This window comes from Burkholderia sp. 22PA0099 (assembly GCF_047497165.1).
In the GTDB taxonomy this organism is placed as follows: Bacteria; Pseudomonadota; Gammaproteobacteria; order Burkholderiales; family Burkholderiaceae; genus Burkholderia.
Genome location: NZ_CP163165.1, coordinates 739,327 through 754,952, shown reverse-complemented (window position 1 = coordinate 754,952; position 15,626 = coordinate 739,327). Strand labels below are relative to the sequence as shown.

The following is a 15,626-nucleotide window of genomic DNA, read 5'->3' as shown; positions in this document are numbered from 1 at the left end:
CCTTCAGTGCGCGCCGCGCGAGTTGTTGCCCGCCCGTGCGCCCAATCCTTGTTCGAGTCGTTCGACCCGCTTCTCGACACGGGCCAGCGCATCGCGGGCCCGCGCCAGTTCGGCATCGAATTCGGTCAGCGCGGCACGCCGCACGACCTGGGGATCCTCGTCGAGGAAATATTCGGTCAGCGAGCCGAGCAGATTGCGGCCGGTACGGCGGGCCTGATCGCCGGCCGAGCGCACCAGCGTGGCGATCCGGTAGGCGGCCGCGTCGCCCACCACGCGCGCGAGATCTTCTTCGGGCTCCCAGCGCAGATGTTCGGCGAGCTTGGCCAGTTGCGTGGCGAATTCGGCATCGCCTTCGAGCTTGACGTGCTTCATGACGGCGGCCTGGCCGCCCTGCACGAAGGCCGTGACGGCATCGAACGGCGAGCGCTGCGCGCCACCGAGCGCGATCGAAACATCGACCTGCGGCGCCTCGTGCGCCTCGACGGCCGCGAAATACCCGTCGGGCTGCACCAGCAGCACGAGCGTGACGGGGGAAAATTCAAGTCTGGCGGTTTTCCCTGCGTAGGGAATCAGGCGATCGCGCGCCCAGGATTCGCGGGCGAGCAGATGGTTGACAGCAGCAGCGACAGACTTGGCGGCAAAGGTCATCGGACTGAGTAAAGAAACCCGCGCAGGCAGGGTGCCCACGCGGGTTTCTATTGTAACGTCGGATCGGCTCTGCCCCGCTCCAGCTTCGCGCCGGATCGAGCGAAGCCGGAAATCCGCAGTGCTCAGTGCAGGTTGATCTGCTGGATACCGGCCAACAGCCAGCCTTCGTTGCCCGATTTCGTCAGGTTCCACACTTCCTCGAACGGCTCCGGACCGGCGTTGGCCGATTCGCGAATCAGGCCGTGGAAGCGCACGCTGGCTTCGGACTGGCTGCCGTTCTGCTCGGCATTGAGCAATTCGGCATCGAGCTGCACCACATCCGTCTGGTTCTTGCCCGCACCACGCGAGGACAGATCGACCTTCACCTCGGCGAACATTTCCGGCGTGGTGAATTCGCGGATGTCGGCCATGTTGCCTTCGTCCCAGGCCGCCTGCAGGCGAATGAAGTAGACCTTGGCATTGCGCACGAACGCTTCGGTGTCGAAACCGGCCGGCACCGACGGTGCCGCCATCGCGCCCGCCGCCGCGCCTGCCGACGCACCGCCGAACACGCCGGCCGCCTCGTTCGCATAGCTGCTCGACGAGGCCGGTTGGGGCTGCGCCGAGTAGCTCGGGCTGGCTTGGCCGCCGTTCGCGTTCGAGGAACCGGTGCCGTAGCCGCCGCGGTTCATCGACGAACCCGCGCCCGCGTAGGCCGGTTCCGGCTTGCGGTTGCGATTCATGATCTTACGCACGATCCAGATACCGATGAAGGCAAGCAAAGCGATGATAATCACGTTCGCCATCATGCTGGCGAACGCGCCGCCCAGACCGAAGTGCGACAGCAGCGCCGCGATGCCGAGGCCGGCGGCCAGGCCGGCGATCGGCCCGAGCCAGCGCGAGCGGTTCGGCTGCGCGGCCGGAGTCGGCTGCGCGCCGCGCTGGGCCGGCGCGGCCTGTTGCATCGGCTGCTGCGCCGGCGGCGTGGCCTGACGTTGCTGGACCATCTGGGATTGGCGACCCATGCTGCGCCCGCCGCCCATCCGCCGGGCTTCGGCATCGAGCGACGCGAATGTGCCGGCCATCAGCAGGCCGACCATGAACAGCGTGCCGATCCGTCGTGCCCACGGCCCCGGCTGCTTGCTGCGGTTGTTGAACGAACGGGAATCAGACATCACCATCTCCAGATTGAAAGACAATTGTATGGATAGAACCCCTTAATACTTGGTTCCCAGGTGTAACGCTACCACGCCACCTGACAAATTGTAATATTTGACAGCATCGAGGCCGGCCTGTTCCATCATCGTCTTCAGGGTGTCTTGATCCGGGTGCATCCGGATAGATTCAGCAAGGTACCGGTAACTTTCAGCATCTTTCGCGAACTTGTCGCCAAGCCACGGTAATACTTTGAAAGAATATACGTCGTAGGCTTTTTTCAACGGCTCCCAGACTTTCGAGAATTCCAGCACCATCACGCGGCCGCCCGGCTTCGCCACACGGCGCATCTCGGCCAGCGCGGCGTCCTTGTGCGTCATGTTGCGCAACCCGAAGGCCACCGTCACCAGATCGAAGTGGTTGTCCGGAAACGGAATTTTCTCGGCGTCACACAACAGCGACGGCGTCACCACGCCCTTGTCGAGCAGGCGGTCGCGGCCCACGCGCAGCATCGATTCGTTGATGTCGGTATGCCAGACTTCGCCGGTCGGGCCGGCCGCCTTCGCGAACGCCTTGGTCAGGTCACCCGTGCCGGCGGCGATATCGAGCACCTTGTGGCCGGGGCGCACGTTCGCCTGCGCGATCGTGAACGCCTTCCAGGCGCGGTGCATGCCGGCCGACATCAGGTCGTTCATCAGGTCGTAGTTGCTCGCGACCGAGTGGAACACCCCCGCCACCTTTTTCGCCTTGTCGCCCTCGTCGACGGTTTCGAAGCCGAAATGGGTTTTGCTCATCGCGTGAATCCTCTGGAAATGGCAAGACGGCGCCGGATGCGGCGCCGTCGGTTCAGTCGGTGATGGTCAGTGGCAGTGGCCGCGCGAGGCGCCTGCCTGCGGCATCGGGGCATCGCGTTCGACGCCCGCCGCCTGCAACTTGTCGAAATACTCGCGCCAGAGCGCGTCCTGGCGCGTGGCCAGCTCGTACAGCAGATCCCACGAATAGATGCCGGTGGAATGGCCGTCCGAGAAGGTCGGCTGCAACGCGTAGTTGCCGACGCCTTCGAGCGCCGTGATCGTCACGGTGCGCTTGCCGGTTTGCAGCGTTTCCTGGCCGGGGCCGTGCCCGCGCACTTCCGCCGACGGCGAAAACACGCGCATCAATTCGAATGGGATGCGGTAGCTGTCGCCATTCGGATACTGCAATTCGAGCACGCGCGACACCGCGTGCACGACGACGCCGGACGGTACCGGCGTGGTCGGCGTCAAGCCGCTCATGAATCCCTCGCGTTCAAAACCTGTTCGATTTCCTCGTGCACCGCATTGTGCAGCAGCGTGGCCTGTGCCGTGCGCAAGCGCAGCAGCGCGTCCGACACCGAGCGCTGGCGCGGCGCCCACACCGGCTGCGGAAAGTGCGCATCGTTCGAGAAGCGCGGAATCACGTGCCAGTGCTGATGCGGCACCTGATTGCCGAGGCTCGCCAGATTGACCTTGGTGGGCTGCATCACGCGCCGCACCGCGCGCTCGACCGCCGCGACCACCAGCATCAGGTGTGCGCGCTCGGCCGCGGTGAGATCGGAGAACTCGGCGACATGCGCGTGCCAGATCACGCGGCAAAAACCGGGGTAATCGGTTTCGCCGGACGCCAGCACGACGCGCAGCGCATCGTCCTTCCACAACAGCTCGCCGCCGTCTTCCCGGCAGAATACGCAATCCATCGTCAGTTCCTTGCTGATCGGACGCCCCGACTTTACACCAGGACCCGCTCGATGCCGCCGTTGTTCGCGTGGCTCACGTAGTCGGCCATCCAGTTCTCGCCGAGCACGTTGCGGGCGATTTCAACCACGATGTAATCGGATTCGATGTTGGCGTCCTCGTTGTAGCGCGACAGGCCTTGCAGGCACGACGGGCAGCTGGTCAGGATCTTGACCTGCGTCTCGCCGGCCGGCGCAGGCGCCGCGGCAGCGGCGCTCACGCCGTCGCCCGACACCACCGGGATGTTGCGCAGACGCGCCGCACCCTTGCGGATCTCTTCTTCCTTGCGGAAGCGGATCTGCGTGGAGATGTCCGGCCGCGTCACGGCCAGCGTGCCCGATTCGCCGCAGCAGCGATCGTTCTTGGTGATCGTGTAGCCGTCTTTCTCGGCGCCCATCAATTCGTTGACGAGCTTGACCGGGTCCATCGTCTTGATCGGCGTGTGGCACGGGTCGTGATACATGTAGCGCGTGCCGGCCACGCCTTCGAGCTTCATGCCCTTTTCGAGCAGGAACTCGTGGATGTCGATGATCCGGCAGCCCGGGAAGATCTTCTCGAATTCATAGCCGGCCAACTGGTCGTAGCAGGTGCCGCACGACACCACCACCGTCTTGATGTCGAGGTAGTTCAGCGTGTTGGCCATGCGGTGGAACAGCACGCGGTTGTCGGTGACGATCTGCTCGGCCTTGTCGTACTGGCCCGAACCGCGCTGCGGATAGCCGCAGCACAGGTAGCCCGGCGGCAACACGGTCTGCACACCCGTTTCCCACAGCATCGCCTGCGTGGCCAGGCCGACCTGCGAGAACAGCCGCTCGGAACCGCAGCCCGGGAAGTAGAACACCGCTTCCGAATCGACCGTGGTGGTCTTGGGGTTGCGGATGATCGGCACGATCTTGTTGTCCTCGATGTCGAGCAACGCGCGCGCCGTCTTCTTCGGCAGGTTGCCCGGCATCTTCTTGTTCACGAAGTGGATCACCTGCTCCACCATCGGCGGCTTGCCGGTGGTGGCGGGCGGGCGCGCCGTCTGCTTCTTCGTGACCTTCTTGAGCACGTCGTTGGCGAAGCGCTGCGCCTTGTAGCCGACGCCCATCATCACGCCGCGCGCGGCGTTGATGGTTTGCGGATTGGTGGCGTTCAGGAAGAACATGCCGGCGGCCTGGCCCGGATTGAACTTCTTCTTGCCCATCTTGCGCAGCAGGTTGCGCATGTTCATCGTCACGTCGCCGAAGTCGATCTTGACCGGGCACGGCGTGACGCACTTGTGGCAGACCGTGCAATGGTCGGCCACGTCGTTGAACTCGTCCCAGTGCTTGATCGACACGCCGCGGCGCGTCTGCTCCTCGTACAGGAATGCCTCGACCAGCAGCGAGGTGGCGAGGATCTTGTTGCGCGGGCTGTAGAGCAGGTTCGCGCGCGGCACATGGGTTGCGCACACCGGCTTGCACTTGCCGCAGCGCAGGCAATCCTTGACCGATTCGGCGATCGCGCCGATGTCGGACTGCTGCATGATCAGCGATTCATAGCCCATCAGCCCGAAGCTCGGCGTATACGCGTTGCGCAGATCCGCGCCCTGCATCAGCTTGCCCTTGTTGAAGCGGTCGTGCGGATCGACGCGCTGCTTGTAGGCGCGGAAATCCTTCAGCTCGTCGTCGGTCAGGAATTCGAGCTTGGTGATGCCGATGCCGTGCTCGCCGGAAATCACGCCGTCGAGCGAGCGCGCGATGTCCATGATGCGCGCGACCGCCGCATGGGCGTCCTGCAGCATCTCATAATTATCCGAGTTGACCGGCAGGTTGGTGTGGACGTTGCCGTCGCCCGCGTGCATGTGCAGCGCGACGAACACGCGCCCGCGCAGCACGCGCTTGTGGATCGCCTGCGCCTCGTCGAGGATCGGCTTGAACGCGCCGCCGTTGAAGATGTTGCGCAGTTCGGCGCGCAGCTCCTGCTTCCACGACACGCGCACGGTGCGGTCCTGCGTGACGTGGAACACGTTGGCGTCGGGCTGGGCATCGGCGCGCGCGGCGAAGGTGTCGCCAAGCTTTTCATAACCCAGTTGCACGAGGTAGTGCTGGGCCTCGCGCAGCGGCATGTCGAGCCGGTCGCGCAGGAATTCCCAGCGCGAGCGCACCTGCTTGAACAGGTCGAGCGCCTGTTGCACGCGATCTTCGAGCAGTTCGGCGCTGGGGATCTCGTTGGCGTCGTCGCTCTTGCCGAGCGGCAGGTCGCCGGTACGGAAGAACGCTTCGAGCGCATCGAGAATTTGCAGCTTGTTCTTCAGCGACAGCTCGATGTTGATGCGCTCGATCGCATCGGTGTACTCGCCCATGCGGTTGAGCGGGATCACCACGTCTTCGTTGATCTTGAACGCGTTGGTGTGCTTCGCGATCGCGGCGGTACGGCTGCGGTCGAGCCAGAAGCGCTTGCGCGCCTCGGCGCTGACGGCCACGAAGCCCTCGCCGCTCTTGCCGTTGGCCATGCGGACCACTTCCGAGGTGGCGGCCGCCACCGCGTCGGCGTCGTCGCCGACGATGTCGCCGATCAGCACCATCTTCGGGAACGCGTTGCGCTTGCTCTTGGTGGCGTAGCCGACCGCGCGCAGGTAGCGTTCGTCGAGATGCTCCAGGCCGGCCAGGATCGCGCCGCCCTGCTTCGACGTTTCGAACAGGTAATCCTTGATTTCGACGATGCTCGGGATCGCTTCGCGCGCCTGGCCGAAAAATTCGAGGCAGACCGTGCGCGTATGGGCCGGCATCTTGTGCAGTATCCAGCGCGCCGACGTGATCAGGCCGTCGCACCCTTCCTTCTGCACGCCCGGCAGGCCGGCCAGGAATTTGTCGGTGACGTCCTTGCCGAGGCCTTCCTTGCGGAAGCGCTTGCCTTCGATGTCAAGCATTTCGCTGCGCAGCAGCTTCTCGCCCGGCGCGTAAGCGCCGTCGAACCACTTCAGTTCGAAGCGGGCCACGGCGATGTCGTGGATCTTGCCCTGGTTGTGATCGTGGCGCGTGACTTCGAGCCAGTTGCCGTCCGGGTCGACCATCCGCCACCAGGCCAGGTTGTCGAGCGCGGTGCCCCACAGCACGGCCTTCTTGCCGCCGGCGTTCATCGCAACGTTGCCGCCGACGCAGGATGCATCGAGCGAGGTCGGATCGACCGCAAACACGTAGCCGGCCGCTTCGGCCGCCTCGGTCACGCGGCGCGTGACGACGCCGGCGCCCGAGAAGATGGTGGCCACCTTGTGCGCGACGCCCGGCAGTTCGGTCTGCTCGACCGCGCCCAGTTGTTCGAGCTTTTCGGTGTTGATCACGGCCGAAAACGGCGTGAGCGGCACGGCGCCGCCCGTGTAGCCGGTGCCGCCCCCGCGCGGGATCACGGTCAGGCCGAGTTCGAAGCAGGCCTTCACCATCCCGGCAATTTCGGCTTCGGTGTCGGGCGTGAGGATCACGAACGGATATTCGACGCGCCAATCGGTGGCGTCGGTCACGTGTGAAACGCGCGCGAGGCCGTCGAAGCGGATGTTGTCCTTCTGCGTGCAGCGGCCCAGCGCCTTGGTGGCGCGGCGGCGCAGGTCGGCCATCTGCTCGAACTCGCGCGCGAACGCGTCGACCGCGCCACGTGCGGCGACCGTCAGCATCGCGACGCGCGAGGCACGCTCGCGGGCCGCTTCGTCGCCGTGCTCGGACAGGTCGGCCTGACGGCGCTTGTCGATCTCGGCCAGGCGGTGGCCGAGCGCGTCGATCAGCATCTGGCGGCGCTTCGGGTTGTCGAGCAGGTCGTCCTGCAGGTAAGGATTGCGGCGCACCACCCAGATGTCGCCGAGCACTTCGTACAGCATCCGCGCCGAGCGGCCGGTGCGGCGCTCGCCGCGCAGGTCGGCAAGCGCCGACCAGGCGTCCTCGCCGAGCAGGCGGATGACGATCTCACGGTCGGAGAACGACGTGTAGTTGTACGGGATTTCGCGCAGGCGCGGCGTCAGGTCGGCTGCGACGGCGATTGCCGCGCCATGCGGATCGAAAACTTGTGGTGCGTTCATGTTCGGACGAGTCGGAGGGCCGGCCGTGCGGTCTGGGCACGGCTGAGGCATGCGCGTGGAGCGCGGATCTGGGGAAAATCTTCTGTTACCAGGCTAGCAACTATGCGCGGGGCCCGTGCCAAGCGTCTGTACGCTAGGCCCCGGCCGGCCGATACCTGGCGGCACTCGGAGCCATCAGCACGATCGCGCGCAGTGCGCGTGCCGAGCCGCCGAGGGACAGGCTGCCCGCGGAGACGGCTTCAAATGGGCGGTCCGATACTGCCTTTTCATCTTCCGGTCCTTGATTCAAAACGGAATTCTAACCCATGATCGGCGCGAGCGTGGACGCCTGAATCGGCCGCAATTCCCGGCCCGGCGGCGCGGGCCGGGAATTGCCCACCCGTCCGGTCGGTCGTGAGGCTCACAGGCCCGCCCGAGCGGGGTTGGGGCTAAAATCCCGGCTTTCCCCGCTTTTGCCGCGCCGGCCGATACCCGCGCGACCGTCATGGCTGCTCACGACTACCTGAAGAAAATCCTTACCGCCCGCGTCTACGACGTGGCGGTCGAAACCGCCCTCGAACCGGCCCGCAACCTGTCCGCCCGCGTGCGCAACCGCGTGCTCCTCAAGCGCGAGGACAACCAGCCGGTGTTCTCGTTCAAGCTGCGCGGCGCCTACAACCGCATGGCACACCTGTCGACCGAAGCCCGCGAGCGCGGCGTGATCACGGCCTCGGCCGGCAATCATGCGCAGGGCGTGGCATTCTCGGCGGCCCGGCTCGGCGTGAAGGCCGTGATCGTGGTGCCGGTCACCACCCCGCAGGTCAAGGTGGACGCGGTGCGGGCCCACGGCGGCGCGACCGTCGAGGTGATCCAGTTCGGCGAATCGTACAGCGACGCCTACGCGCACGCCGTGCAGGTGCAGAACGAACGCGGCCTGACCTTCGTGCACCCGTTCGACGATCCCTATGTGATCGCCGGCCAGGGCACGGTGGCGATGGAAGTGCTGCGCCAGCATCAGGGGCCGATCCACGCGATCTTCGTGCCGATCGGCGGCGGCGGCCTGGCTGCCGGCGTGGCCGCTTACGTGAAGGCGATCCGGCCCGAAATCCGCGTGATCGGCGTGCAGACCGACGATTCCTGCGCGATGGCGCAGTCGATCCGCGCCGGCGAGCGCGTGACGCTGGCCGAAGTCGGCCTGTTCTCGGACGGCACGGCGGTCAAGCTGGTCGGCGAGGAAACGTTCCGGCTGTGCCGCGAACTGCTCGACGACGTGATCACCGTGGATACCGACGCGCTGTGCGCCGCGATCAAGGACGTGTTCCAGGACACCCGCAGCGTGCTGGAGCCGGCCGGCGCACTGGCCGTGGCGGGCGCCAAGCGCTACGCCGAGCAAGCCGGCATCGAAGGCGAAACGCTGGTGGCGATCACCTCCGGCGCGAACATGAACTTCGACCGCATGCGCTTCGTGGCCGAGCGCGCTGAGGTGGGCGAGGCGCGCGAAGCGGTGTTCGCGGTGACGATTCCCGAGGAACGCGGCAGCTTCCGGCGCTTCTGCGAGCTGGTGGGCGAGCGCAGCGTGACCGAATTCAATTACCGGATCGCAGACGCACGCTCGGCGCACATTTTCGTGGGGGTGCAGACGCGCCGCCGCGGCGAATCGGCCGAGATCGCCGCCAACTTCGACGCGCACGGCTTCGTCACCGCCGACCTGACCGGCGACGAACTGTCGAAGGACCACATCCGCTACATGGTCGGCGGCCGTTCGCCGCTGTCGCACGACGAGCGACTGTTCCGCTTCGAATTCCCGGAGCGGCCGGGCGCGCTGATGAAGTTCCTGTCGGCGATGGCGCCGAACTGGAACATCAGCCTGTTCCATTACCGCAACCAGGGCGCCGACACCAGCTCGATCCTGGTCGGCCTGCAGGTGCCGGCCGCCGATCACGAAGCGTTCGACCGCTTCCTGGCCACGCTCGGCTATCCCTCCCACGAAGAAACCGCGAACCCGGCCTACCGGCTGTTCCTGGCCTGACCGCCGCGAGACGATCGATGACTCCCGAACACTCCCCCCTCGGCAAGGCCTCGGCCTACACCACCGCCTACGACGCCTCGCTGCTGTTTCCGATCCCGCGTGCCGGCGCGCGCGAGCAGATTGGCATCGGCGCGGCGCTGCCGTTCTTCGGCACCGACATCTGGAACGCCTACGAACTGTCGTGGGTCAACGCGCGCGGCAAGCCGCAGATCGCCGTGGCCACGTTCTTCGTGCCGGCCGAATCGCCGAACATCGTCGAATCGAAATCGTTCAAGCTCTACCTCGGCTCGTTCGCGCAAACGGCGTTCGACTCGGTCGACGCCGTGCGCGACACGCTCAAGCGCGACGTCTCGGCCGCCTGCGGCGCGACGGTGTCGGTGCAACTGGCCTCGCCGTCGGCGTTCGCCAAGCTGAAGCTCGAGGAACTCGACGGCCAGTCGCTCGACCGCCTCGATCTCGATACCGACATCTACCATCCGGACCCGTCGCTGCTGTCGGCCTCGCACGACGAATCGCCGGTGGAGGAAACGCTGGTATCGGACCTGCTCAAGTCGAACTGCCCGGTCACGGGCCAACCCGACTGGGGCAGCGTGCAGGTGCATTACGTGGGCGCGCCGATCGACCAGGCCGGGCTGCTGCGCTACCTGATCTCGTTCCGCAATCACACCGGCTTTCACGAACAGTGCGTCGAGCGGATCTTCGTCGACATCCTGCGCGAATGCCGCCCCGTGAAGCTGGCCGTGTACGCACGCTACACGCGCCGCGGCGGCCTGGACATCAACCCGTTCCGCACCAACTTCAACCAGCCGATGCCCGACAACGCGCGCACCGCGCGCCAGTAAACGAGCACCCAAGCAAAACGCGGCAGCGCGAGCCTTCGAGGCCCGCGCTGCCGCGTTTTTTCATGCTGCCCGGCTTACTTGACGGGCGGCTTGTAGGCGATGCAATCCACCTCGACCTTGCAGTCGATGACCATGCTCGACTGCACGCAGGCGCGTGCCGGCGGATGCTCGCCGAAGTACGAGATGAACACCTTGTTGAACGACGCGAAATCGCGCGCGTCGTCGAGCCACACGCCGCAGCGCACGACGTGTTCGAGGCCGTAGCCCGCTTCCTTGAGGATCGCGATCACGTTCTCGATCGTCTGCTTCGACTGCGTGACGATGCCGCCTTCCACCACCTCGCCGTTGACCATCGGCGTCTGGCCCGACACGTACAGCCAGCCGTCGGCCTCCACCGCCTTCGCGAACGGCATCACCTGGCCGCCGGTTCCCTTCGCATCGCCCACACCGTAACGCTTCATCGTTTTCTCCTTCGGTTTGCTGGTTCGGGCCGCGCGTTCGCCGCGCGGCCGGTTCGCCCGGCGCACGCAATGCGCCGGCCATTTCGGTTCGGCCGGGCGCCGCCCGCAGGCAGCGGCGCGCCCGGCCGGATTCGGTGGTTCAGAACGCCGCGTCGCTGAGCGCGCGCGTGCCGCGCTTCACGAAGCGGCCGGCGCGCGTGCCGGTGGGCGCGCCATCGCGCCAGGACAGCACGCCGTTGACCCACACGGCGTCGATGCCGCGCGCCGGTTGCTGCGGCGCTTCGAACGAGGCGACGTCGATCACGGTGGCAGGATCGAACAGCACCAGATCGGCGTGATAGCCGATCTGCACCTCGCCGCGCTTGTCGAGGCCGAGGCGGCGCGCCGCCAGCGAGGTCATCTTGCGCACCGCTTCCTCCAGCGGCAGCAGCTTCTCGTCGCGCGCGTAATGGCCGAGCACGCGCGGAAACGCGCCCCAGAGCCGCGGATGCGGCAGCGGATCGTTGGGCAGGCCGTCGGAGCCGACCATCGTCGACGGATGCGACAGGATCCGGCGCACGTCGTCCTCGGACATGTTGTGATACACCGCGCCGGCCGGCTGCAGGCGGCGTGCCGCGTCCTGCTCGGGGATGCCCCATTCGGCGGCGATCGCGGCGATCTTCTTGCCGGCCATTTCGGGATGCGGCTCGGACCACGTGATGGTGATCTCGATGTCGCCGGTGACCTGCTTGACGTCGAGCGTCGACGAGCTGCGGCTGTACGGGTAGCAGTCGCAGCCGACCGGCTGGATGCGGCGCGCCCGGTCGAGCGAGGCCAGCACCTCGGCGCTGCGCCCCCAGTTCGACGGCCCGGCGCACTTCAGATGCGAAATCACCACCGGCACGCGCGCATGGCGGCCGACGCGATACGCCTCTTCCATCGCGTCGAGGATCGCGTCGAATTCGGTGCGCATGTGCGTGGTGTACAGCGCGCCGGCCAGCGCGAGCGGCTCGGCCAGCGCCATGACTTCCTCCACCGGCGCGGCGAACGCCGAGCCGTAAGCCAGGCCCGAACTCAGGCCGAGCGCGCCGTTCAGCAGCGCCTCCTCGAGCTGCACGCGCATCGCGGCGATTTCCTCGCTGCTGGCCGCGCGGTCGAGCCGGTCCATCTGGTTGTTGCGCAGCGCCGTGTGGCCCACCAGCGCGGCCACGTTGACGGCCGGCTGCGCCTGGTCGACGGCCTCGGCATAGGCCGCGAAGGTCGGATACCGAAACGCCTCGCGATCGCCGAGCAGGTTCATCGGATCGGGCGGATCGCCGCGCAGCGCCACCGGCGACGCACTGATCCCGCAATTGCCGACCACCACCGTCGTCACGCCCTGCGAGATCTTCGGCAGCATCTGCGGCGCCCGGATCACGTGCGTGTCGTCGTGCGTATGGACGTCGACGAAGCCCGGCGCGAGCACGCGGCCGTTCGCTTCGATCACGTCCTCGGCCAGCCAGCTCGACAAATTGCCGATCGCCACGATGCGGCCGTCGCGGATCGCCACGTCGCGCTGCGCGGGCGGCGCGCCGGTGCCGTCGATCAGCACGGCATCGACGATCAGCGTATCCGCGAGTTCGGGATGGGAATGCATGTCAGTCTCCGAGGGGTTGTCGGTCGCCGCCGCCACGATGCACGTCGAGCGCGTGCTTCATGCGGCGCAGCGTCTCGCGGCAGCCGTCGCCGAGCCGCAGCGCGACCTCGGTGACGAGCACGTCGAGCGCCATCATCATCGCGTAACGCGAGGTGGACGGCTTGAAGATGAAATCGGTTTCGAACGCGACCACCGGGATCAGGTCGTCGGCCAGTTGCGCGAGCGGCGAGGCCGGCGCGGTCAACGCCACGATGCGCGCGCCATAGCGCTTGGCCAGCGCGCAGCTTTCGAGCAGCTCGGGCACGCGGCCGGTGACCGACAGCGCCACTACCACGCAGGCCTCGTCGACCGTGCTGGCCACCATGCGCTGCAGCAGCGCGTCCTGGTAGCTGGCGACGGGGCGGCCGAAGCGCACCAGCCGGAAGCGCAGTTCGTCGGCCAGCGCCGTGGAGCCGCCGCCCTGCCCGAACACGTAGATCATCCGCGCGCGCGCCAGCGCCTCGGACGGCGCGTCGAACGCGGTTTGCCGCAGCAGCGCGTGATGATGTTCGAGCGTCACGCGCACGTCGTCGTACACGCGCGAGACGCCCGAGGCCGGCAGGCCGTCGCGCGCATCGGCGGCGTCGCCCTCGCCGGGCGGCGCGAGGAAACGCCGGCCCACCGCGGCAGCCTGCGCGAGCCGCAGCTTCAGTTCGCGCACGTCGCGACAGCCGACCGCCTTGGCGAACCGCGTGACGGTGGCCACACTGACCTCGGCCTGCGCGGCGATCTCGCCGATGCTGGCATGCGCGGCGGCGGTCAGGTCGTCGAGGATGCGCGCGGCCACCTTGCGTTCGGCGTCGCGCAGCGCGGGCGCGCACTCGGCGATCCGTGCCACGATATCGAACGCGAGCTGGGCCGTGGCCGGCGCAGCGGGTTCGGCCGCGAGGGGCTCGGCGGCATGGTGCGGCGCAGCGAAATCGCGGGCGTCGTCGCGTGAATCGGCATTCATCGGATCAATGGCAGAATGGGTCCGTGTTAATAAATAACATCACCGGGCGGATGCTACTTTCTGTACTATCCTGCCGTCAACTTCGATACAAACATGACGAGACGATGGAGCACTCGAAGATGAAAGTTACAAACTATCAGGAAGCCACGATCCAACCGACCGGCAAGGGCCTGGGCCGCGTGCCGAGCGCGAGCGTGCAGTTGTCGGACGCCGCGCGGCTCGAATGGAACCTGCTCGAGGAAGACGTCAGCCTGCCGGCGGCGGTGCTGTACGCCGATCTCGTCGAACACAACCTGAAGTGGATGCAGGCGTTCGTGGCCGAATACGGCGTGAAGCTGGCCCCGCACGGCAAGACCACCATGGCGCCGCAACTGTTCCGCCGCCAGATCGAGACGGGCGCCTGGGGCATCACGCTGGCCACCGCGCATCAGACGCGCGCCGCGTATCACGGCGGCATCGACCGCGTGCTGATGGCCAATCAACTGGTCGGCAAGCACAACATGGCGATCATCGCCGAGCTGCTGTCCGACCCCGATTTCGAATTCTTCTGCATCGTCGATTCGGCCGAGAACGTCGAACAGTTGGGCCGCTTCTTCGCCGCCGCCAACCGGCCGCTGCAGGTGCTGCTCGAACTCGGCGTGCCGGGCGGGCGCACCGGCGTGCGCGACGCCGCGCAGCGCACGGCCGTGCTCGAGGCGATCGCGCGCCATGCCGACACCATCAAGCTGGCCGGCATCGAGGTGTACGAAGGGGTGCTCAAGGAAGAAGGCGAGGTGCGCGCGTTCCTGCAGGACGCGGTGGCGCTCGCACGCGGCTTCGCGGCGGAAGGCCGTTTCGCGCGCTCGCCGGCGGTGCTGTCGGGCGCGGGTTCGGCCTGGTACGACGTGGTGGCCGACGAATTCGCGCAGGCCCAGGCCGACGGCGTGATCGACGTGGTGCTGCGCCCGGGCTGCTACCTGACGCACGACGTCGGCATCTACCGCAAGGCGCAGAACGACATCCTCGCGCGCAACCCGGTGGCCAAGCGGATGGGCGAGGCGCTCAAGCCGGCGCTGCAACTGTGGGCCTACGTGCAGTCGATTCCCGAGCCGGATCGCGCGATCGTCGCGCTCGGCAAGCGCGACGCCGCATTCGACGCGGGCTACCCGGAGCCGGCGCGCCACTACCGCCCCGGCACCGAAACCGCGCCGCGCACCGTGACGCCGGCCGACGGCTGGGAAGTGACGGGCATGATGGACCAGCACGCCTACCTGAAGATCGCGCCGGGCGCGGACGTGAAGGTGGGCGACATGATCGCGTTCGACATCTCGCATCCGTGCCTGACGTTCGACAAATGGCGGCAGATCCTGGTGGTCGACGGCGATTACCGCGTAACCGACGTGATCGAAACGTACTTCTGAGCCCCGCCCGGCCGCCCCGGCGCCCGCGTCCGCATCGGGCGCGCGCCGGGGTGGCGGCCCGTCACGACGCCGCCCCGGCGCGAGGCGTACACTGCCCGCTCGTCTTCAACTCGCGGAGCAGATGATGGCAGCCAAGCAGATCCTCTTCCTCACCGGCGATTTCGCCGAAGACTACGAAACCATGGTGCCGTTCCAGGCGCTGCAGGCCGTCGGCCACACCGTGCATGCGGTGTGCCCCGGCAAGCGCGCCGGCGACAAGATCAAGACGGCGATCCACGATTTCGAGGGCGACCAGACCTACACGGAAAAGCCCGGTCACCACTTCACGCTGAACGCGAGCTTCGACGAGGTCGATGCGGCGCGCTACGACGCCATCGCGATCGCGGGCGGCCGTGCGCCCGAATATCTGCGTCTCGATCCCAAGGTGATTGCGCTGGTGCGCGCATTCGTCGAAGCGGGCAAGCCCGTGGCGGCGATCTGCCATGCGGCGCAACTGCTGGCGGCCGCCGACGTGATCCGCGGCAAGAAGATTTCGGCCTATCCGGCCTGCGCGCCCGAAGTGCGGATGGCGGGCGGCGAATACGCCGACATTCCGGTGGATGCGGCCGTGACCGACGCGCCGTTCGTCACCGCGCCGGCCTGGCCCGCCCATCCGGCCTGGCTCGCGCAATTCCTCAAGCTGCTGGGCACGCGCATCGAGCTTTGACACGGTGGGGTGGAATGCGGCGTGCTCTGCACCGTCGCAC

At 67.0% G+C, this 15,626-nt stretch carries 13 protein-coding genes; 4 read left to right on the top strand and 9 right to left on the bottom strand.

All coding sequences use genetic code 11. The annotated features are described in order from the left end of the window. Positions 1 to 3 precede the first annotated feature (3 nt). The 6 genes from AB4851_RS18660 to AB4851_RS18635 all read right to left on the bottom strand — a co-directional run bounded on the left by AB4851_RS18660 (position 4) and on the right by AB4851_RS18635 (position 7,563). Complete coding sequence (locus tag AB4851_RS18660) at positions 4 to 648, bottom strand: SCP2 domain-containing protein (protein WP_414450997.1); 645 nt, start codon at positions 646 to 648, stop codon at positions 4 to 6. Positions 649 to 770: 122 nt separating this feature from the next. Then, entirely contained in the window at positions 771 to 1,802 is a 1,032-nt protein-coding gene (locus AB4851_RS18655) for a TIM44-like domain-containing protein (RefSeq protein ID WP_414450996.1), read from the bottom strand. 42 nt (positions 1,803 to 1,844) lie between these two features. Beyond that, complete coding sequence (gene ubiE / locus AB4851_RS18650; protein WP_414443073.1) at positions 1,845 to 2,576, bottom strand: bifunctional demethylmenaquinone methyltransferase/2-methoxy-6-polyprenyl-1,4-benzoquinol methylase UbiE; 732 nt, start codon at positions 2,574 to 2,576, stop codon at positions 1,845 to 1,847. A 66-nt stretch (positions 2,577 to 2,642) separates the two neighbouring features. Next, positions 2,643 to 3,056, bottom strand: a complete 414-nt coding sequence (locus AB4851_RS18645; RefSeq protein WP_414450995.1) for a gamma-butyrobetaine hydroxylase-like domain-containing protein — start codon at positions 3,054 to 3,056, stop codon at positions 2,643 to 2,645. Further along, positions 3,053 to 3,496 carry an HIT family protein gene (locus tag AB4851_RS18640; RefSeq protein WP_414443075.1) on the bottom strand — a complete coding sequence of 148 codons (444 nt, stop codon included), beginning with the start codon at positions 3,494 to 3,496 and terminating at the stop codon, positions 3,053 to 3,055. Before AB4851_RS18640 ends, AB4851_RS18645 begins: the two co-directional genes overlap by 4 nt. Before the next feature lie 32 nt (positions 3,497 to 3,528). Then, positions 3,529 to 7,563: a DUF3683 domain-containing protein gene (locus tag AB4851_RS18635; RefSeq protein WP_414450994.1), complete on the bottom strand. Its 4,035-nt coding sequence runs from the start codon at positions 7,561 to 7,563 to the stop codon at positions 3,529 to 3,531. Between the two features lie 484 nt (positions 7,564 to 8,047). Between AB4851_RS18635 and ilvA the strand changes: the two genes are divergently transcribed. Both ilvA and queF read left to right on the top strand, forming a co-directional pair. Then, the gene (ilvA, locus tag AB4851_RS18630; protein WP_414450993.1) at positions 8,048 to 9,571 is read left to right on the top strand and encodes a threonine ammonia-lyase, biosynthetic; all 1,524 of its coding nucleotides are present in this window, start codon (positions 8,048 to 8,050) and stop codon (positions 9,569 to 9,571) included. Between the two features lie 17 nt (positions 9,572 to 9,588). Beyond that, on the top strand, positions 9,589 to 10,413 hold the full coding sequence (gene queF / locus AB4851_RS18625; RefSeq protein ID WP_414450992.1) for an NADPH-dependent 7-cyano-7-deazaguanine reductase QueF: 825 nt from the start codon (positions 9,589 to 9,591) through the stop codon (positions 10,411 to 10,413). 74 nt (positions 10,414 to 10,487) lie between these two features. On the opposite strand, the gene AB4851_RS18620 is transcribed toward queF, so the two are convergent. The 3 genes from AB4851_RS18620 to AB4851_RS18610 form a co-directional block, all read right to left on the bottom strand. Beyond that, positions 10,488 to 10,874: a RidA family protein gene (locus AB4851_RS18620; protein ID WP_206131149.1), complete on the bottom strand. Its 387-nt coding sequence runs from the start codon at positions 10,872 to 10,874 to the stop codon at positions 10,488 to 10,490. Positions 10,875 to 11,013: 139 nt separating this feature from the next. Beyond that, positions 11,014 to 12,489, bottom strand: a complete 1,476-nt coding sequence (locus tag AB4851_RS18615; protein WP_414450991.1) for an N-acyl-D-amino-acid deacylase family protein — start codon at positions 12,487 to 12,489, stop codon at positions 11,014 to 11,016. Between the two features lies 1 nt (position 12,490). Then, positions 12,491 to 13,480: a MurR/RpiR family transcriptional regulator gene (locus AB4851_RS18610; RefSeq protein ID WP_414450990.1), complete on the bottom strand. Its 990-nt coding sequence runs from the start codon at positions 13,478 to 13,480 to the stop codon at positions 12,491 to 12,493. A gap of 119 nt (positions 13,481 to 13,599) precedes the next feature. On the opposite strand from AB4851_RS18610, the gene AB4851_RS18605 reads away from it, so the two are divergent. Both AB4851_RS18605 and AB4851_RS18600 read left to right on the top strand, forming a co-directional pair. Beyond that, a complete protein-coding gene (locus tag AB4851_RS18605) occupies positions 13,600 to 14,880 on the top strand; it encodes an amino acid deaminase (RefSeq protein WP_414450989.1) in 1,281 nt (426 codons plus the stop codon). Positions 14,881 to 15,004: 124 nt separating this feature from the next. Further along, positions 15,005 to 15,586, top strand: coding sequence for a DJ-1/PfpI family protein (locus tag AB4851_RS18600; protein WP_414443083.1), 582 nt, complete (start codon positions 15,005 to 15,007; stop codon positions 15,584 to 15,586). Positions 15,587 to 15,626: the final 40 nt, after the last annotated feature.